Here is a 17,295-nt window from a genome sequence, read left to right on the forward strand (position 1 = left end):
TCACTTCTTCTCCATCACGCATTGCAGCGGATGCTGATTCTGTCGGGCGAAATCCATGACCTGAGACACTTTGGTCTCGGCCACCTCGAATGTGTAGACCCCGCACTCGCCCACTCCATGATTATGAACATGCAGCATGATGCGTGTGGCGGCCTCGCGGTCCTTCTGGAAAAAACGCTCCAGGACGTGGACCACGAACTCCATGGGAGTGTAGTCGTCGTTAAGGATGAGGACCCTGTAGAGGCTGGGCTTTTTTGTCTTGGTTTTGGTGCGCGTGATGACCGCCGTGCCGCGACCGGGATCGTTGCGGTCGCCGTCACCTTGCATTCGCACCACGCCTGCCGTGGCAGTCAAACCGATCGTCACGTAGTCCTGCCTTTTCGAATCCTCATGCGAGTTCAACATGTAGGTCTTCGATGGCCGATTTTAAGCCCTTCTGTTTAGCTGACAATATGGCTAGGTACGCAAACTTCAGCGAATTTCTCAATCGTGAATGCGGCAAGGCGCGGGTGGTTGCGGCGGCGCATGAAAAAACCCGGCCGCGCTTCCGCGACCGGGTTGTTTTTGCGGGCCGGCTAGCCTGCCCGATGTGATCAGACGAAATTACTTCGCCTTGGCGACGACCGATTCGAACGGCTTGTAGGTTTCCTTGGCGAGCTCGGCATAGAGATTGCCGATCTTGCTGGCCTCGGCCACGAAGCTCTCGTAGCTCTGCTTGGCGTAGTCGGTCTGGATCTCGATGGCCTTCTCGATCGACTTGGCCGAGAACAGCTTCTCGAAGGCGGCGCTGCCGGCCTCGAAGCTCTTCTTGGTGTATTCGCCGGCTTCGGTCGCGATCGCCTGCGCACCCTTGGTGAGCGAGGCAAAGCTCTTCAGCCCGGTGTCGGCAAACTCCTTGCCGTATTTCGCGAAGTCCTCATAGGTCTGGGTCATTTCATGCCTTCCCTTGGTTGAAACGCCCATTTAGTCCCGGGCGCCCTTGTGCAATGCACCGGAATATATTGTGCGCTGCACAAAAGTCAAGATTGCCTTGGGCCGCAAGGGCTCCGCGCGACAGGCGACCGCTAAAGTTCGAATAAACAGAGGCTCAAATCGCCAGAAAATGGTGAACGCGGCGGTTACCATAAACGGATTGGTAACGCTGACCGCGATAGCTTGGCCGGAAGTGAGGCAGGCACCCCTCTGCCGCCTCCGGGGCAACGAAAATTCAGGGTAAGTAACGGTGCGTCAGGCGTTGTCGGGCTTCGTCTCCAAATCTTCATTCTCCTTCAAGGCGATCATGATTGCCGCGCTCGCGGTGACGATTGTCGCCGCCGATGTCGCCTCCGCGATGGCGGCAAAGTCTGCCGCGATTGTCGTCGACGCCAAGACCGGAAGGGTGCTTTATTCGGCCGACGCCAACGGCCGGCGCTATCCGGCTTCGCTCACCAAGATGATGACGCTCTACCTCACCTTCGAGGCATTGGCGAAGGGCAGGATCGGCAAGAACACGCCGGTGCCGTTCTCGGCCCATGCCGCGTCCGAGCCGCCGACCAAGCTCGGCGTGCGCGCCGGCGGGTCGGTGCCGGTCGAGACCGCGATCCTGTCGATGGTGACGAAGTCGGCGAACGACTCGGCGACCGCGCTGGGCGAGTTGCTCGGCGGCAGCGAAGACAATTTTGCCCGCATGATGACGGCCAAGGCACGCCAGCTTGGCATGAACGGCACTGTCTTCCGCAACGCCAATGGCCTGCCCGACCCGGGCCAGTTCACCACGGCGCACGACATGGCGATGCTCGGCATCGCGCTCCGCGAGCACTTCCCGCAATATTACGGCTATTTCTCGCAGCGCTCGTTCCTCTATGGCCGCCAGCGCATCAACGGCCATAATCGCCTGCTCGGCCGCATCAAGGGTGTCGACGGCATCAAAACCGGCTACACGCGCGCCTCCGGCTACAACCTGGTCTCCTCAGTCGCCGATGGCGATCGCCGCCTCGTCGCAGTGGTGATGGGCGGCGCTTCCGGCCGCAGCCGCGACAACCAGATGGCTTCACTGATCAACACCTATCTGCCGCGCGCCTCGACCCGCGGCGGCGGCAACCTGATCGCCAAGGCGGGCGGCGGCAATCCGATCAAGGCTCTGGCCAAGGTCCTCCTGCCCAAGCATGACGCGCCGACTCCGGACGAAAAACCGGCTGTCGACGACACCGAAGTCGCGTCAGCCGATGACAGCGCGCCGGTCGCTGAGGAAACCAAGCCGGTGATCCAGGTCAGGAAGGTGAAGACGGTTGCGGTGGCCGCCATGGCTCCGGCACCCGCGCCCCAAGAAACCACCTCAGAGACCGAAACCGCATCACAGCCCGAAGCCACGTCGCAGGCGGTTGCCGCTTACGCCGAGCCGGCCGCAGCCGCCGCCCCGGCCATCGATCCGGTCAAGACGGCCTCGCTGCCGTCGGGATGGGTGGTGCAGGTCGCGTCCTCGCCGACGCAATCGGGGGCTCAGGCGCTTCTCGACAAGACGACCAAGCAGGCGCCGAAGGTGCTGGCCGACGCATCGGGCTTCACGGTCGCGTTCGACAAGGGCGGCGTCACCTACTACCGCGCCCGCTTCGGCGGTTTCGGCTCGAAGGACGCAGCCTGGAAAGCTTGCGACGCCCTGAAGCGAAAGAAGATCGAGTGCTACGCCGTCCAGCAATAGGCGGCTTTTGAACCTCCCGGGAAGTTCCGCGTCGAAGGAGACTAGTCGTGATTGGAGAGCAAGACGTACTTGGCTTCATTGATCCGCGCCGCCAGGACAGACGTGCCGCCGACATCGGCGTTCAGGCGCTGCATCAGGCGGCGGTGCGCCTTGCGGATATCCGCCGCGGCAGCCCCCGCTTCAAGACCAAGGATCTTGTAGGCCTCCTCCTTAGTCATGGCGCCCGCACCTGGCGCAACACCCAGCCCTTCGCCACTGTCCGGCTGCGCGTCCTTGCGCCAGACGGGAAAACGGCCGTCAAGATACGTCTCTAGCAGCTGGCGGCTCTCCGGGTCCGGCCGCAGCTCGACATGGAGTTGCTGCAGCTCGGCGATCCCCATGGCGCTCAGCATTCTCCCCTCATAATGGCCGGCGAGAACAAGGCCTTCGAGCTTGCCGCTGTCGTGGTCGAGCTCCATTTCGAGAGCCGCGGTGCGCACGGTTGAGCGTTTGGCCGCGACAAGTTTCGGTGGCGGTCGCCTCGCCCGCATCCAGGCATACCAGCCTGCAGCCGCAATCATCAGCAGGCCGCCAAAGCTGCTGCGGCCGACCACGAGCATCGTCGCGCCGATCAGGCCCAACAGCGCGGGCCCAAGCGTTCTGAGACTGTCCGCCATCCTCGCTGCGTCGGCACGCACAAAGATTGTCGCGGCGCCGAAAAGCACCAGGAGCACGGCTGCCAATGCGATGATCACGCCCATCAGTTTGCACCGCCATCCAAATGATTGTGCATCGAAATCAAGATGTGGCGCAGGGGCGGTGCTTGCAAGCCCCACACCGGGCCGGTCGAAGGGCCAGCAAGCGGAAGATGAGGACCTGCAGTCTTACAGCAGGCCGAGATCCGCAAGCTCCAGGCGCAGTTTCGGCGGCATCTCGGCCAATGCGGCCCTGCCCTTGCCGAGATCGGCCGGCGCATCGGAGGGCTTAAGATAACGCCAGCCCTGGAAGGCGCGGCGCGGCTGCCAGTCGGTGCGCACCACTTCGGGATCAAGCACGAGATGGCAGCGGCCGATGCCTTCGCCGTCGACGAAAGGCCGGATCTCCGTGATCAGCTGCCGGCATTGGACGTTGCCCTTGATCACCCAGTAGAGCGAGCCGCCATCGGTGATCTCCCCACCGCGCGTCGGCACCATGCGCGTGGTGTGCCAGTGCTCGGCCGGCTCGCCGGCGCGGCACCGCTCGTCGAGACGGAAGGCGATCCACTCTTCCAGGTCCTCGACGCTGTCGCAGCCGACGCAGAGTTTGACGAGATTGAGAGACATGCCCGCAATCTAGCGACAGCGCCGGAGCCATTCAACGCCAAGCGGGATTATGCACAGGCCGACTGCAGCCAAATCATGAGGCCAGCGTGGCCGTTTCGATCGCTTCGGCAAACCAAGCCCGCCGGTGGAAAGGGCAAGGTCAGCACTCGACCACGTTGACAGCCAGTCCGCCGAGGCTGGTTTCCTTGTATTTCTCGTTCATGTCGAGACCGGTCTGGCGCATGGTCTCGATCGCAGCATCCAGCGGCACGAAATGCGTCCCGTCGCCCTTGATGGCGAGCGAGGCGGCTGTCACCGCCTTGACCGCGCCCAGCGCATTGCGCTCGATGCAGGGCACCTGCACCAGGCCGCCGACCGGATCGCAGGTCATGCCGAGGTGGTGCTCGAGCGCGATTTCGGCGGCGTTCTCGACCTGCTCCGGAGTGCCTCCCATGACCGCGCAAAGCCCGGCCGCCGCCATTGCCGAAGCGGATCCCACTTCGCCCTGGCAGCCGACCTCGGCGCCCGAGATCGAAGCGTTTGACTTGATGATGCCGCCGACGGCGGCGGCCGTCAGCAGGAAGTCGCGGATGCTCGGCTGGTCGGCTTCGGGATGGAAATGCAGCCAGTAGCGCAGCACCGCCGGCAGCGTGCCGGCGGCACCGTTGGTCGGCGCGGTCACCACGCGCCCGCCGGCGGCGTTCTCCTCGTTCACCGCCATGGCATAGATCGACAGCCAGTCATTGGCGAGCAAGGGGTTGGGCCGGTTCTGCTGCCACTGCTCCTGCAGCTTGTCATGCAATTGGCGTGCGCGGCGCCGCACCTTCAGTCCGCCCGGCATGATGCCGTCCTGCGACAGCCCGCGGTCGATGCAGCCTTTCATGGCGCTCCAGATCGCGTCGAGGCCGGCGTCCAGCTCCTCGCGCGACATATGCGTTTCCTCGTTGGACCGCTTCATCTCGGCGATCGAAAGCCCGCTCTTGGCCGCCATCGCCAACATCTCGACGGCGTTCTTGAACGGATAAGGCACCTTCTTGCCTTCCGTCGTCACCGAGCCCTTGGCCTTCATGCGCTGCAACTCTTCCTCGGAGACGACGAAGCCGCCGCCGATTGAATAATAGATGCGCTTGAGCAGCAGCCGGTCGGACGCATCGTAGGCATAGAAGGCCATGCCGTTGGCGTGGCCGGTCAGCGGCGTCTTGCGGTCGAGCACCAGATCCTTGGCCGGGTCGAAGCGGTAGGCCGGATGCCCAGGCGGTGAAATCCGTTTCTCCGTTCCGATGCGGGCAACGATGCTATCCGCCTCATCCGGATCGACCGTCTGCGGCGTCTCGCCGGCCAAGCCGAGGATGACGGCGCGGTCCGAGCCATGGCCGATCCCGGTATAAGCGAGCGAGCCGTGCAGGCTGGCCCCGATGCGATCGACCTTGACGCCGGCCGGGCGCGGCCAGTCGTCGGCGAGGATTTCGTCGAGGAAACGGCGGGCAGCCGTCATCGGCCCCATCGTATGCGAACTCGATGGACCGATACCGATCTTGAACAGGTCGAAAACCGAAAGGAACACGCGCCGCTGTCTCCTTGAGGCCGCTCAAAACTTACATATAGGAATTCTCGCGATGTTTCCGCTGTTTTGCATGTCGCGGCGCGGCGTCAGCCGACCTTGTTTGCTCCGGCAGCGACATGTATCCGCTTGCTTCCGCGGTCGAAGCGCCCGCCGGGCCTGTGGTAAAAGAACGTATGGGCGATTCCCTTCATCTTTCGGCGGCAGACTTGGCCGCTCTAGGCTTCTTCTTAGCCGTCTGGGTGCTGCATACGCTGGCCTCCGACGGCAAGCTCGTTAGCCGCGTGTCGCTGACCACGGCCATGAACGCTCAGCGCGAAGCCTGGATGCGCAACATGGCCGAGCGCGAGGTGCGCATAGTCGACACCGCCATCATGTCCGGGCTGCAGCAAGGCACCGCCTTCTTTGCCTCGAGCTCGCTGATCGCGCTCGGCGGCTGCTTTGCCCTTCTCGGGGCTTCCGACCGGGTTCTAACCATAATGGCTGACTTGCCGTTGGCCTCCGCATCCTCCCGCGAGGCCTTCCAGACCAAGATGTTCGGCCTGGTGCTGATCCTCGCATTCGCCTTCTTCAAATTCGGCTGGGCCTACCGGCTGTTCAACTACTGCTCGATCCTGGTCGGTGCCGTGCCGGTCCCGCATGGCGAGGCCTCGCGCAATCCGGTCAGCGGGACGGCGGTGTGGCGGGCCACCCGCATGAACGTGCTAGCCGGCAAGCATTTCAATTCCGGCCTGCGCGCCGTCTTCTTCTCGATCGGCTATCTCGGCTCGTTCGTGGGCCCGGCGGTGTTCGTGCTGTCGACGCTCGTGCTGCTTGCCGTGCTTGTGCGGCGCCAGTTCTTCTCGGCCGCGCGCCAGGCAGTGCTCGGTCAGCCGCCCGGCGCCGGGAAAGGTTGATCGATGCGGCCCGACAGCCAATAGGCGGAGAGCCCGATCCATTCGCGGATCGCCATGGTGGTCGCCTGCAGCGAATCGGCCGGATTGTCGCGGAACAGGCCGATGCCTTCCTTGCCTGAGGTGCGGTAATCGACCGGCCAGGGGACGGTTGGAAAACCGGCCTTGTCGAACAGCGCCTTGGCGCGCGGCATATGGAAGGCAGACGTCACCAGCAGCCATGTCTCGCCCGGTTTCGGCTCGACCAGCCTGCGGGTGAAGACTGCATTTTCGTACGTGTTGCGGGACTTGTTCTCAAGAATCAGGCGATCGGGCGCGACCCCCAGCGCGCCGAGCAGGCGCGGCGCGGTGTCGGCATCGCCCTCGCCGTCGAGGAAAAGCTCGCCATTGCCGCCGGAGACGACCACTTTCGCTTGCGGAAAACGCCTGGCGAGGATCGCGGTCTCGACCATGCGATCGCCGCCGCTGTTCAGCTCATAGCCGCCGCGCGCCAGATTGATCGCGCCCTCGAAACCGCCGCCGAGCACGACGATGCCGTCGACCTTGTCCGGCAGCGGCGGCTTGGGAAAGCGTTCCTCCAGCGGATTGAGCATCATTGCGCCAAGCGAGGTCCAGGCCGAAAGCGCGAGGATCAGGAAGGCGAGCACGCTGCCGGTGCCGGCCAGCCGAGGGCGGCGGAAGAGCGCCGCCAGCAGACCGGCGAGCAGCAGGAAGATCGCCAGATTGAGCGGCTGGACGAGAAACCAGAGGATCTTGGAAAGATAATAGAACATCCCTCACCCCATTACGGCGCCGCGCGTCCGTTTGGACGCACAAAGGACGCCACAACGCTAATGGACTAGATGAGGGACAACGCTACCACCACTTGTCCGGCTGGAACCTGCCCGCGGCCTGTTCGATGACGTGGGCGGTCTGGAACAGCGTTTCCTCGTCGAACGGCCTGCCGATGAGCTGCAGGCCGAGCGGCAGGCCTTTGCGGTCAAGGCCGGCGGGCACCGATATCCCCGGCAACCCGGCCATGTTCACCGTCACGGTGAAGATGTCGTTGAGATACATTTTCACCGGATCGGCGTTCATGTCCTCGTCGGCGACGCCGAAGGCAGCCGACGGTGTGGCCGGGGTCAGGATGACGTCGACACCGGCAGCAAAGACGGTCTCGAAATCGCGCTTGATCAGCGTGCGCACTTTCTGCGCCTGCAGGTAGTAGGCGTCGTAGTAACCCGCGGAAAGCACATAGGTGCCGATCATGATGCGGCGCTTAACCTCGCGGCCGAAGCCGGCGGCGCGCGTCTTCTCATACATGTCGACGATGTCCTTGCCGGGCACGCGCAACCCGTAGCGCACGCCGTCATAGCGGGCGAGGTTGGACGAGGCCTCGGCCGGCGCCACGATGTAGTAGGCCGGCAGCGCGTATTTGGTGTGCGGCAGCGAGATATCGACGATCTCCGCCCCGGCATCCTTCAGCCAGGCAATTCCTTTCTGCCAGAGCGCCTCGATATCCTCGGGCATGCCGTCGACGCGGTACTCCTTCGGAATGCCGACCTTCATGCCCTTGATCGGCTTGCCGATCACCGCCTCGTAGTCCGGCACCGGCCGGTCGACCGACGTCGTGTCCTTCGGGTCGGAGGAGGCCATCGACTTCAACAGGATCGCGGCGTCGCGCACATCGCGCCCGATCGGACCGGCCTGGTCGAGCGAGGACGCGAAAGCGACCACGCCCCAGCGCGAGCAGCGGCCATAGGTCGGCTTGATGCCGACGGTGCCGGTGAAGGCTGCCGGCTGGCGGATCGAGCCGCCGGTATCGGTCGCAGTGGCGCCGGCGCAGAGGAAGGCGGCGACCGCGGAAGCCGATCCGCCGGAGGAGCCGCCCGGCACCAGCTGGGCGTTATCCAGCGTCCGCGCGGTCTTCGCGCCGCCGGCCGAGACAAACCCGCCGTCGCCCTGATGCGTCGTCGGCGTCACCACCGTGTCGAGGCGCGAGCGCCGCCAAGGATTGATGACCGGGCCGTAATAGGAGGTCTCGTTGGAGGAGCCCATGGCGAACTCGTCCATGTTGAGCTTGCCGAGCATAACGGCGCCGTCGGCCCACAGATTGGATGTGACGGTCGATTCGTAGCGCGGTTGGAAACCGTCGAGCACATGGCTGCAGGCCTGGGTGTGGACGCCTTCGGTGGCGAACAGATCCTTGATGCCGAGCGGAATTCCTTCGAGCGCCCCGCCCTCGCCCTTGCCGAGCTTCGCGTCGGAAACCTTGGCCATCTCGCGCGCCTTGTCGCCGGTCACCGCGACATAGGCATTGAGCACCGGATTGGCGCGCTCGATCGCCGAGAGATAGGCTTCGGTGATCTCGGCAGCCGAAATCTCCTTGCCGCGCAGCTTGGCGCGGGCCTCGGAAATGGTGAGATGTGTGAGGTCGCTCATCAGGTAAGGCTCTTTTCGTAAAACACCGACCATTCCGAGTCGGGATAATCCAGCACCGGGCCGCAACGCGAAAACCCGGCGCGTTCGTAGACGGCCCAGGCGGCAGGGTGGCGATCGCCGGTCTCCAGAACCAGGCGCTTCAGGCCTTCCTGCCGCGCCAGACCCTCGATCCGCGCAACGATTTGGGCACCGATCTTCTGGCCGCGATGCGTGGGCCGCGTGTACATGCGCTTGACCTCGCCGACCGCGTCCGCATGACGCTTCAGCGCGCCGCAGCCGACCGCAAGGCCAGCGTCGCGGGCGACGAACACGGTCGTGTCGTGGCCAGCCATCTGCTCGACGGTGAGGTGATAGCAATGTTCCGGCGGCGTCAGTTCGAGCAGCGCGGTGTTGAGTTCTGCGACCAGCGCGCGCACGTCGTCCTGCAAGGGCGTCTCGACGCCGATTTCGACGGCCATCCTGCCCTTACTCCACAACCTTGGGAACGAGGAAGAAATTCTCTTCCGTGGCCGGCGCGTTGGCGACGATGTCGACCGCCTTGTTGCCGTCGGTGATCATATCCTGCCGCTTCTTCATCTCCGTCGGCGTGACCGAAGTCATCGGTTCGACGCCGGAGACGTCCACCTCGTTCAACTGCTCGACGAAGCCAAGGATGGCGTTCAGCTCGCCTGTCATGCGCTCGGCATCCTGCTCGCTCACGGCAATGCGGGCAAGGTGCGCGACGCGCTTCACGGTCTGAAGATCAACGGACATGTCTATTTGCCTCGGGAAAACCAGTGCGGGCTATAGCGGCGCCGCGCTTGCGGCGCAACATAGATCATGCCGCCGACCGGGATGCGGTGCTTCGGGCGCCGCTCTAGGTAGTGTACCCTACTACATAGGGCGAACGCCTAGATCGTGATCGCCTTGCCGATCTCGGGCAGCGCCACCTTGACGCCGGATCCCTCCATGCCGGCGACGAATTTGTCGGCGGTCTGGTCGATCATCGGGAAGGTGCCGAAATGGCAGGGAACGACCGTATCGAAGCGGAAAAAGCGGCGGCAGGCTAGGGCAGCCACCGCGCCGCCCATGGTGAAGCGATCGCCGACCGGCACGATGCCGATCTTCGGTTCATGCAATTCGTTGATCAGCCCCATATCGGAAAAGATGTCGGTGTCGCCCATGTGGTAGAGCGTCTTGTCCTCCGGGAAATGCAGCACGAGCCCGCCCGGATTGCCGAGATAGGTGTTGGTACCGTCTTGTCCGCCGAACGAAGAGGAGTGCAAAGCCTGGACGAAAGTGGCGGTGAAGGGACCGCAATCGACCGTACCGCCGATATTGCCGGGATTAATCTTCTTATCGCTGACGCCCTGGCCGACGAGATACATGCAGATCTCGAAATTGGCGACCAGCATGGCGCCGCTCTTGTTCAGTACCTCGGCGGCTCCGCTGATATGATCGCTGTGGCCATGGGTCAGAAGAACATGCGTCACCCCTTCGGCTGGATTTTCCCAGCCGCCCGTCCATGACGGATTGCCGACCAGATACGGGTCTATGAGGATGTTGGCGTCCTTGGTCTCGATGCGGAATGCCGAATGTCCATACCAGGTCAGTTTCATGAAGGGATTCCTCGATTTTCTCGTTGCCAAAGGATAGAACGCCGAAAGCAAATTGAAAGTCCCGCGGCCGATCAAAAAGGCGCGCGGCGACTAACCAGGACGAGCCGTTGGGCATCATAAGCATTGAGGAATTGCCGGCACTTCTCGCGGGCGGCCGCACGCTCGCCGGGCTTGATCTGGGCGACAAGACGATCGGCGTGGCGGTATCGGACCGAAGCCTGTCCTTTGCCCATCCGCGCCCAGTAATCCTGCGCAAGAAGTTTTCGCTCGATGCCGCCCAGTTGCTGGCTCAGCTCGAGAAGGACAATGTCGGCGCGATCGTGCTCGGCCTTCCCGTCAACATGGACGGATCGGAAGGTCCGCGCGCCCAGAAGTCCCGCGCCTTCGCGCGCAACATGGCCGCCTTGTCCGACCTGCCCTTCGTGCTATGGGACGAGCGGCTGTCGACGGTCGCGGCGGAACGGACGCTGATCGAGATGGATTTCTCGCGCAAGAAGCGCGCCGGCAAGATCGATTCGGCGGCGGCGGCCTTTATTCTGCAGGGAGCGTTGGACCGACTCCAGTCGCTCGGCCGAGCTGATCGGGGCTGACAGGGCCTTCCCGGCGCCGCCTGATCCATTCGGCGATTTGGCGCCGGCGGCGGAATGCCACCAGTCCGAGCAGCAGGAAACTGTCGAACACGCAGGCCCGCGCCACCATACCGGGGATGATCCCCGGATCGACGCCGAGCATCTGGCCGTAAAGCTGGAAGACCAGGTCGTGCAATTGGCGGCTGAGCATCACGTAGCCGAAATTGATGTCGTTGAGAGACAGGAAGAACCAGCCCCAGAACAGGACCAGCGGAGCCGCCCAGAATGCGAACAAGGCGCGCATCAGCGGCGACCTCCGGGTCTGGTTTCCGGCCGGCTGGAGATGCGGGACAGGAGCGAGCTGTGCGCGACGCCCGCTGCCATGCGATGGGAAACCAGGGGGGCTTCGCCTTCATGCAAGGTCATCGCGGCGAGAGCCGAGCGTCGCTCGGCGAGCACCGCGACATAAGAGGCGAGCAGCGCCGTCATCTGGATGGCGACGACCATGAACAGCCCGTTGATGCCTTGCGCGGCGCCGCCGACGAGAATCACCGAAAGCAGGAAGGAGGCGCAGATGAAGGCTATCCGCACCACCGTATCGCCCGCATCCGGCCTTGTCGCGATGTTGAGCAGCGTCTCGACGAAGGCCCAGCAGAACAGCAGCGCGACGATCAGCAGAGCGACCGCGAGCGGCGCCACGACGAGAGCATGATCGAGATCCGGGAAACGGCTGCTTTGCAGCGAGACGCCAAGCACGCCGAGCGCCGACGCGATGCCGCGATTGCCATCCATGCAGATGTAGGCCAGCAGGGCGAAGACAACCGCCCAATGCAAGGCCAGAAATGATGTCAAAACGTGCCGCATGCGCTTCCTGCCTGGGAGCACGGGATCGTCATGGTTAACATTTCCCTACTCCGGTGGACAGAGTGGGCTCCGCGAAGCCTCCCCGCAACGGAAACCATTCGTTAAGGTTAACGGCAATCCACAGGCCGGCGATCGAACGCCTTTCAGGCCGCTCAATTCAGCGGCGGGTAAAGCGTGTCGATGATCATGCGCGCGTCATGGCGCGAATCGAGCATGCCGTAGGTGGTGCGCCATTGGCCGCCGAGTCTTGTTTCGACGAAGGCGTCGGCGATCCGCCCTGCCCCCAGCCGGCGCAGCTCCGCCGCCGCCGCCGAAAGCGCCAGCTGTTCGGTCAGCAGGCGAGCAGAGCCCTGGTCGGTCGAAGCCACCTGCATGGCCGCATTGAGCACGCTGATGGTGCCCCGCCCGCCGGCGCCGAGGTCGCGGTCGATGCCGGCCAGCACCTCCTCGAACAGGCCTGGCGCGCGGCCAAGCACACGCAGCACGTCGAGCGCCATGACGTTGCCGGAGCCTTCCCAGATCGCGTTGACCGGAGCCTCACGGTAATAGCGAGCAAGCGGCGCTTCCTCCACATAGCCGTTGCCGCCGAGGCACTCCATCGCCTCGTAAAGCAAGGCCGGTGCGATCTTGCATACCCAGTATTTGACCACCGGCGTCATGGCGCGTGCAAAGGCCGCCTCGCCGCGATCGCTCGCCGCCTCGTCGAAGGAACGCGCCAGCCGGAACGACAGCGCCGTCGCGGCGGCAACGTCGAGCGCCATGTCGGCAAGGACCCGCTGCATCAGCGGTTGATCGACCAGACTGGTGCCGAACACCTGGCGATGGCGCACGTGGTGGACGGCTTCGGCCAGCCCGGCGCGCATGAGCGCTGACGAAGCGACGGCGCAGTCGAGCCTGGTCAGCGTGACCATGTCCATGATCGTCTTGATCCCGGCGCCCGGCTCGCCGACCATCTCGCCGATGGCATTGGCGAACTCGACCTCCGACGAGGCGTTGGAGCGATTGCCGAGCTTGTCCTTCAGGCGCTGGAAACGGAAGCCATTGCCCGAGCCGTCGCCCAGGATGCGCGGAACCAGGAAGCATGAAAGCCCTTCCGGCACCTGGCCGAGCACGAGAAAGGCGTCGGACATCGGCGCCGACATGAACCATTTATGCCCGGTCAGCCGATAGAAGCCGTTTCCCGCGCGCTCGGCCTTTGTGACATTGGCGCGCACGTCGGTGCCGCCCTGTTTCTCGGTCATACCCATGCCGAGGGTAAGCCCGGTCTTTTGCACCGGCGGCTTCTGGCTCTGGTCGTATTTGCGCGTTGTCACGCGCGGCGCCCATTCGCGGAACAGCTTTGGGCTCGCCATCAGCGCCGCCAGCGAAGCGCTGGTCATGGTGATGGGGCAAAGATGTCCGGTCTCGAGCTCCGCGGTCAGGTAGAAGCGCGCCGCCCTCACCTGATGCCGGCGGCCGATCTCGGCATCGCCGTTTTCCCAAACCGAGGAATGCAGGCCGCCGGCAACCGAGCGTCGCATGAGCGCGTGATAAGCGGGATGAAACTCGACCAGATCGACGCGTCGGCCCTGGCGGTCATGCGTCCTGAGCTTCGGTGTGTCGGTGTTGGCGAGCCGGGCAAGTTCCTGTGCTTCCTGCGTCATGACGAACCTGCCGAGCCCGTCCAGATCCTTGCGGACGGAATCGGAAAAACGCTCGGCAAGCTGGATGAGCAACGGATCGCCCCGCCATGCGTTGCCGCCCGTCAGTGGCGGCGGCTGGTTGATCACCTCGTCGGTCACGCCCAATCCTTCAGTTGGCAGAGAGGTCCTTACCATCTCAAGGCCGCGGTCGCGAATCCGAAGCCATCGGGCCTTATAGCCAAGCAATGCAAGGCGCGCGACGAAAATACCGGGGAGAACGCGCGCAATCCAAAGCTGGCGCTTGCGGCTGACCGGACCGCACCCTATAGCAGCGCCTTGAGATGACCGACGCTTCGTCCCTGCCGCTGTTCCCTCACCGCCATCTTCTAGGCATCCGCGATCTTTCCCCCGCTGATATCGAGCTGTTGCTCGATCGCGCCGACCGGGCCGTCTCGATCTCGCGGCAATCTGAAAAGAAGACCTCGACGCTGCGCGGCCGGACACAAATCAACCTCTTCTACGAGGCCTCGACCCGCACGCAATCGTCCTTCGAGCTCGCCGGAAAACGGCTCGGGGCCGACGTCATGAACATGTCGGTGGCGAGCTCTTCGGTGAAGAAGGGCGAGACCCTGATCGACACCGCCATGACGCTCAACGCCATGCGTCCGGATATCCTGATCATCCGCCATCAGTCGGCGGGCGCGGCAGCGCTTCTGGCGCAAAAGGTCGGCTGCTCGGTGGTCAACGCCGGCGACGGCGCGCATGAGCACCCGACGCAGGCGCTGCTCGACGCGCTGACCATACGCCGCGCCAAGGGACCGCTGTCGAAGCTGATCGTGGCGATCTGCGGCGACATTCTGCATTCGCGCGTCGCCCGCTCCAACATCATGCTCTTGAACGCGCTCGGCGCGCAGGTGCGGGTGGTCGCACCCTCCACGCTACTGCCCGCGGGCATCGACAGGATGGGCGTGATCGTGTCGCGCTCGATGGCGGAAGGACTGAAGGACGCCGACGTCGTGATGATGCTGCGCCTGCAGCGCGAGCGCATGGAAGGCGCCTTCGTGCCGTCGATCCGCGAATATTTCCGCTATTTCGGCCTCGACGCCGAGAAGCTGAAAGCGGCCAAGGAGGATGCGCTGGTCATGCATCCCGGGCCGATGAACCGCGGCGTCGAGATCGCCTCGGAGATCGCCGACGGGCCGCAGAGCGTCATCCAGGAACAGGTCGAGATGGGCGTAGCCGTGCGCATGGCGGTTATGCAAGCGCTGTTAGACCCGCGTCGCAACCAGGAGGGACGCGGCGCATGAGCGTGACGGTCTTCAACAAGGCCCGCATCGTCGACCCCTCGCGCGGTGTCGACGAGATCGGTGCGGTAATCGTCGACGGCCGCCGGATCGTCGCCGCCGGCAAGGCGGCGCTGAACCAGGGCGCGCCCGAAGGCGCTGTCGTCATCGACTGCGCCGGCAAGACGATTATTCCGGGTCTCATCGATGCCCGCGTCTTCATCGGCGAACCCGGCGGTGAGCACCGCGAGACCATCGCCTCGGCAAGCGTCGCTGCGGCAGCCGGCGGCGTCACCTCCATCGTCATGATGCCTGACACCAATCCGGTGATCGACAATGTGGCGCTGGTCGAATTCGTGCTGCGCACGGCAAGGGACACCGCAAGCGTCAACATCTTCCCAGCGGCGGCAATCACCAAGGGTCTCGACGGCCGCGAGATGACCGAGTTCGGCCTGCTGCGCGAAGCCGGCGCCGTGGCCTTCACCGATGGTCGACACACGATCGCCAACGCCTTGGTCATGCGCCGCGCGCTGACTTATGCCCGCGATTTCGGTAGCGTGATCGCGCATGAAACCCAGGATGCCGACCTTGCCTCGGCCGGCGTGATGAACGAGGGCCTTTATGCGAGCTGGCTCGGCCTTTCCGGCATCCCGCGCGAGGCCGAGCTCATCCCGCTGGAGCGGGACCTGGCGCTGGCGCGGCTGACCGGCGGCGCCTATCACGCCGCCAAGATCTCGACTGCGATGGCGGTTGGCGCGGTGAGCCGGGCAAAGGCCGACGGCGCCAATGTCACGGCGGGCGTCGCCATCCACAATCTGTCGCTCAATGAGAACGATGTCGGCGAATACCGCACCTTCTTCCGGCTCACCCCGCCCTTGCGCGCCGAGGACGACCGGATGGCGATGGTCGAGGCGATCAAGGACGGCACGATCGATCTCATCGTCTCCTCGCACGACCCGCAGGATGTCGATACCAAGCGACTGCCTTTCGCGGATGCCGCCGCCGGGGCGATCGGGCTGGAGACGCTGCTTGGCGCAGCACTTCGGCTCTACCACAATGGCGATGTGCCGCTGCTCAGGCTGGTTGAGACCCTGTCCACCGCGCCGGCAAGACTGTTCGGCCTGCCCGGCGGCACGCTGAAGCCGGGTGCCGCGGCCGATCTTGCGCTGGTCGATCTTGACGAGCCCTGGATCGTCAGCGAGAGCGGCCTGCACTCGCGGTCGAAGAACACCTGTTTCGAAGGCGCGCGCCTTCAGGGCAAAGTCTTGCAAACCATGGTAGCGGGCCGCACAGTGTTTTCGGCCTGAACATCAATCGACCAAAGCCGGAAGCAGCTGGATCGGCTGAAATAGGTGGGGGACAATGGGTTACGGGCTCGCACTGATCTTCGGATACCTGCTCGGCTCGATCCCGTTCGGGCTTTTGATTACCCGCGCGGCCGGTCTCGGCGATGTCCGCCAGATCGGTTCAGGCAACATCGGCGCGACCAATGTGCTGCGCACCGGCAACAAGGGGCTCGCCGCTGCGACGCTGCTGCTCGATGCGCTGAAGGGCACCGCGGCAGTGCTGATCGCCGGACATTTCTCGCCGGACTTCGGACTGCTCGCCGGCTTCGGCGCTTTCCTCGGCCATCTCTTTCCGGTCTGGCTAGGATTCAAGGGCGGCAAGGGCGTCGCCACCTACCTCGGCGTGCTGCTCGGGCTTGCCTGGCAGGGCATGGTTGTCTTCGCCGTTGTCTGGCTCGCCATGGCCTTCCTGTTCCGCTACTCCTCGCTCGCGGCGCTCGCGGCGACGGTGGTCGTGCCGATCGCGCTTTACTTCATCAGCACGCCTCAGATCGCCGGCCTGTTCGCGCTGATGAGCCTGATCGTCTTCGTCAAGCACCGCGCCAACATCTCGCGGCTGCTCGCCGGCACCGAGGGCAAGATCGGGGCGAAGGGGTGAGTGCTCCGGTCGCCGGTCCACGGCTTAGCGAGCGGCAACGGCTTGCCTGGCTTCGCCTGATCCGCACCCCGAATGTCGGCCCTGCCTCTTTTCGCGAACTGATCAACCGCTTCGGCTCGGCCGAAGCCGCGCTCGAAATGCTGCCCGAGCTGATGATCTCGGGCGGCGCCAACCGCATCGCTCGCATTCCCTCCGCTGGCGAAGCCGAGGCGGAGTTGGAAGCGGCCCGGCGCGCCGGCGCCCGCTTCGTCGGCATCGGCGAAGCAGACTATCCCGCTTTGCTGAAGACCCTGGACAACCCGCCGCCGCTGTTGGCGGTGAAGGGTGAAGGCGCGGTGTTCCGTCTCCCTGCGGTGGCGATCGTCGGCGCCCGCAACGCCTCGCTCGCCGGCATCAAGATGGCGCGCATGCTGGCGAGCGACCTCGGTCGCGAGGGCTACGCCATCGTCTCCGGCCTCGCACGCGGCATCGACACCGCGGCGCATCAGGGGAGCCTTTCGACCGGCACGGTCGGAGTGCTGGCCGGCGGCCTCGATGTGCCTTGACGGCCACTCTACAAACGAGTATCAGGTCCCCATCGAAG

At 64.4% G+C, this 17,295-nt stretch carries 20 protein-coding genes and 1 pseudogene; 8 read left to right on the forward strand and 13 right to left on the reverse strand.

Features of this window, described 5'->3' with window-relative positions; genetic code table 11:
* Window positions 1–327: an ATP-dependent Clp protease adapter ClpS gene (clpS, locus tag P9230_RS00545; protein ID WP_041000825.1), complete on the reverse strand. Its 327-nt coding sequence runs from the start codon at window positions 325–327 to the stop codon at window positions 1–3.
* 89 nt (window positions 328–416) lie between these two features.
* Here clpS and P9230_RS00550 point away from each other — a divergent pair, with 89 nt between their 5' ends.
* Window positions 417–593: a hypothetical protein gene (locus P9230_RS00550; RefSeq protein WP_156751000.1), complete on the forward strand. Its 177-nt coding sequence runs from the start codon at window positions 417–419 to the stop codon at window positions 591–593.
* A gap of 10 nt (window positions 594–603) precedes the next feature.
* Here the strand turns inward: P9230_RS00550 and P9230_RS00555 are convergent, their stop codons facing one another.
* Window positions 604–933 carry a phasin family protein gene (locus P9230_RS00555; protein ID WP_067320145.1) on the reverse strand — a complete coding sequence of 110 codons (330 nt, stop codon included), beginning with the start codon at window positions 931–933 and terminating at the stop codon, window positions 604–606.
* Window positions 934–1,222: 289 nt separating this feature from the next.
* Between P9230_RS00555 and P9230_RS00560 the strand changes: the two genes are divergently transcribed.
* Window positions 1,223–2,677, forward strand: a complete 1,455-nt coding sequence (locus tag P9230_RS00560; RefSeq protein ID WP_067319855.1) for a D-alanyl-D-alanine carboxypeptidase — start codon at window positions 1,223–1,225, stop codon at window positions 2,675–2,677.
* Window positions 2,678–2,718: 41 nt separating this feature from the next.
* On the opposite strand, the gene P9230_RS00565 is transcribed toward P9230_RS00560, so the two are convergent.
* From P9230_RS00565 to P9230_RS00575, 3 genes are all read right to left on the reverse strand, one after another.
* Window positions 2,719–3,417, reverse strand: coding sequence for a molecular chaperone DnaJ (locus tag P9230_RS00565; protein WP_278116962.1), 699 nt, complete (start codon window positions 3,415–3,417; stop codon window positions 2,719–2,721).
* 123 nt (window positions 3,418–3,540) lie between these two features.
* Window positions 3,541–3,978, reverse strand: coding sequence for a DUF1489 family protein (locus P9230_RS00570; protein ID WP_127247950.1), 438 nt, complete (start codon window positions 3,976–3,978; stop codon window positions 3,541–3,543).
* A 139-nt stretch (window positions 3,979–4,117) separates the two neighbouring features.
* A complete protein-coding gene (locus tag P9230_RS00575; protein ID WP_095800775.1) occupies window positions 4,118–5,521 on the reverse strand; it encodes an L-serine ammonia-lyase in 1,404 nt (467 codons plus the stop codon).
* 173 nt (window positions 5,522–5,694) lie between these two features.
* Here P9230_RS00575 and P9230_RS00580 point away from each other — a divergent pair, with 173 nt between their 5' ends.
* Window positions 5,695–6,414 (forward strand): DUF599 domain-containing protein, encoded by a 720-nt coding sequence (locus tag P9230_RS00580; RefSeq protein ID WP_278116965.1) that lies wholly within the window; start codon window positions 5,695–5,697, stop codon window positions 6,412–6,414.
* Here P9230_RS00580 and P9230_RS00585 read toward each other — a convergent pair.
* The 5 genes from P9230_RS00585 to P9230_RS00605 form a co-directional block, all read right to left on the reverse strand.
* Window positions 6,387–7,184: a YdcF family protein gene (locus P9230_RS00585; RefSeq protein WP_278116967.1), complete on the reverse strand. Its 798-nt coding sequence runs from the start codon at window positions 7,182–7,184 to the stop codon at window positions 6,387–6,389. The genes P9230_RS00580 and P9230_RS00585 overlap by 28 nt on opposite strands.
* Before the next feature lie 82 nt (window positions 7,185–7,266).
* Window positions 7,267–8,832 carry an amidase family protein gene (locus tag P9230_RS00590; RefSeq protein ID WP_067319835.1) on the reverse strand — a complete coding sequence of 522 codons (1,566 nt, stop codon included), beginning with the start codon at window positions 8,830–8,832 and terminating at the stop codon, window positions 7,267–7,269.
* Window positions 8,832–9,290 (reverse strand): GNAT family N-acetyltransferase, encoded by a 459-nt coding sequence (locus P9230_RS00595; RefSeq protein ID WP_067319833.1) that lies wholly within the window; start codon window positions 9,288–9,290, stop codon window positions 8,832–8,834. The genes P9230_RS00590 and P9230_RS00595 overlap by 1 nt, the downstream gene beginning before the upstream one ends.
* 7 nt (window positions 9,291–9,297) lie before the next feature.
* On the reverse strand, window positions 9,298–9,585 hold the full coding sequence (gatC, locus tag P9230_RS00600; RefSeq protein WP_278116970.1) for an Asp-tRNA(Asn)/Glu-tRNA(Gln) amidotransferase subunit GatC: 288 nt from the start codon (window positions 9,583–9,585) through the stop codon (window positions 9,298–9,300).
* 137 nt (window positions 9,586–9,722) lie between these two features.
* A complete protein-coding gene (locus P9230_RS00605) occupies window positions 9,723–10,430 on the reverse strand; it encodes a metal-dependent hydrolase (protein WP_127404106.1) in 708 nt (235 codons plus the stop codon).
* Between the two features lie 107 nt (window positions 10,431–10,537).
* Between P9230_RS00605 and ruvX the strand changes: the two genes are divergently transcribed.
* Window positions 10,538–11,020, forward strand: coding sequence for a Holliday junction resolvase RuvX (gene ruvX, locus P9230_RS00610; protein WP_095780546.1), 483 nt, complete (start codon window positions 10,538–10,540; stop codon window positions 11,018–11,020).
* Here the strand turns inward: ruvX and P9230_RS00615 are convergent.
* The 3 genes from P9230_RS00615 to P9230_RS00625 all read right to left on the reverse strand — a co-directional run bounded on the left by P9230_RS00615 (window position 10,962) and on the right by P9230_RS00625 (window position 13,644).
* Window positions 10,962–11,303 (reverse strand): DUF6105 family protein, encoded by a 342-nt coding sequence (locus P9230_RS00615; RefSeq protein ID WP_066992578.1) that lies wholly within the window; start codon window positions 11,301–11,303, stop codon window positions 10,962–10,964. The two genes, ruvX and P9230_RS00615, sit on opposite strands and share 59 nt — an antisense overlap.
* Window positions 11,303–11,863 (reverse strand): hypothetical protein, encoded by a 561-nt coding sequence (locus P9230_RS00620; protein ID WP_127240657.1) that lies wholly within the window; start codon window positions 11,861–11,863, stop codon window positions 11,303–11,305. Before P9230_RS00620 ends, P9230_RS00615 begins: the two co-directional genes overlap by 1 nt.
* A gap of 152 nt (window positions 11,864–12,015) precedes the next feature.
* Window positions 12,016–13,644 (reverse strand): DNA alkylation response protein, encoded by a 1,629-nt coding sequence (locus P9230_RS00625; RefSeq protein WP_127240658.1) that lies wholly within the window; start codon window positions 13,642–13,644, stop codon window positions 12,016–12,018.
* Window positions 13,645–13,826: 182 nt separating this feature from the next.
* Between P9230_RS00625 and P9230_RS00630 the strand changes: the two genes are divergently transcribed.
* The 4 genes and pseudogenes from P9230_RS00630 to P9230_RS00645 all read left to right on the forward strand — a co-directional run.
* Window positions 13,827–14,792 carry an aspartate carbamoyltransferase catalytic subunit gene (locus P9230_RS00630; protein WP_095777744.1) on the forward strand — a complete coding sequence of 322 codons (966 nt, stop codon included), beginning with the start codon at window positions 13,827–13,829 and terminating at the stop codon, window positions 14,790–14,792.
* Window positions 14,789–16,075, forward strand: coding sequence for a dihydroorotase (locus tag P9230_RS00635; RefSeq protein ID WP_095800782.1), 1,287 nt, complete (start codon window positions 14,789–14,791; stop codon window positions 16,073–16,075). Before P9230_RS00630 ends, P9230_RS00635 begins: the two co-directional genes overlap by 4 nt.
* 55 nt (window positions 16,076–16,130) lie before the next feature.
* Window positions 16,131–16,712 (forward strand): glycerol-3-phosphate 1-O-acyltransferase PlsY, encoded by a 582-nt coding sequence (gene plsY / locus P9230_RS00640; protein WP_067319814.1) that lies wholly within the window; start codon window positions 16,131–16,133, stop codon window positions 16,710–16,712.
* Window positions 16,709–17,254 (forward strand): annotated as a pseudogene (locus P9230_RS00645) (DNA-processing protein DprA); the annotation flags it as partial. The gene plsY and the pseudogene P9230_RS00645, both read left to right, overlap by 4 nt.
* Window positions 17,255–17,295 lie beyond the last annotated feature (41 nt).

This window comes from Mesorhizobium sp. WSM4887 (assembly GCF_029625865.1).
GTDB lineage: Bacteria > Pseudomonadota > Alphaproteobacteria > Rhizobiales > Rhizobiaceae > Mesorhizobium.

Excerpts from the sequence above, each read along its gene's own strand:
- clpS (WP_041000825.1), bottom strand. The coding sequence starts at position 327 with ATGCAAGGTGACGGCGACCGCAACGATCCCGGTCGCGGCACGGCGGTC.
- P9230_RS00550 (WP_156751000.1), top strand. The coding sequence starts at position 417 with ATGGCCGATTTTAAGCCCTTCTGTTTAGCTGACAATATGGCTAGGTAC.
- P9230_RS00555 (WP_067320145.1), bottom strand. The coding sequence starts at position 933 with ATGACCCAGACCTATGAGGACTTCGCGAAATACGGCAAGGAGTTTGCC.
- P9230_RS00565 (WP_278116962.1), bottom strand. The coding sequence starts at position 3,417 with ATGGGCGTGATCATCGCATTGGCAGCCGTGCTCCTGGTGCTTTTCGGC.
- P9230_RS00570 (WP_127247950.1), bottom strand. The coding sequence starts at position 3,978 with ATGTCTCTCAATCTCGTCAAACTCTGCGTCGGCTGCGACAGCGTCGAG.
- P9230_RS00580 (WP_278116965.1), top strand. The coding sequence starts at position 5,695 with ATGGGCGATTCCCTTCATCTTTCGGCGGCAGACTTGGCCGCTCTAGGC.
- P9230_RS00585 (WP_278116967.1), bottom strand. The coding sequence starts at position 7,184 with ATGTTCTATTATCTTTCCAAGATCCTCTGGTTTCTCGTCCAGCCGCTC.
- P9230_RS00590 (WP_067319835.1), bottom strand. The coding sequence starts at position 8,832 with ATGAGCGACCTCACACATCTCACCATTTCCGAGGCCCGCGCCAAGCTG.
- P9230_RS00595 (WP_067319833.1), bottom strand. The coding sequence starts at position 9,290 with ATGGCCGTCGAAATCGGCGTCGAGACGCCCTTGCAGGACGACGTGCGC.
- gatC (WP_278116970.1), bottom strand. The coding sequence starts at position 9,585 with ATGTCCGTTGATCTTCAGACCGTGAAGCGCGTCGCGCACCTTGCCCGC.
- P9230_RS00605 (WP_127404106.1), bottom strand. The coding sequence starts at position 10,430 with ATGAAACTGACCTGGTATGGACATTCGGCATTCCGCATCGAGACCAAG.
- P9230_RS00615 (WP_066992578.1), bottom strand. The coding sequence starts at position 11,303 with ATGCGCGCCTTGTTCGCATTCTGGGCGGCTCCGCTGGTCCTGTTCTGG.
- P9230_RS00620 (WP_127240657.1), bottom strand. The coding sequence starts at position 11,863 with ATGCGGCACGTTTTGACATCATTTCTGGCCTTGCATTGGGCGGTTGTC.
- P9230_RS00630 (WP_095777744.1), top strand. The coding sequence starts at position 13,827 with ATGACCGACGCTTCGTCCCTGCCGCTGTTCCCTCACCGCCATCTTCTA.
- P9230_RS00635 (WP_095800782.1), top strand. The coding sequence starts at position 14,789 with ATGAGCGTGACGGTCTTCAACAAGGCCCGCATCGTCGACCCCTCGCGC.
- plsY (WP_067319814.1), top strand. The coding sequence starts at position 16,131 with ATGGGTTACGGGCTCGCACTGATCTTCGGATACCTGCTCGGCTCGATC.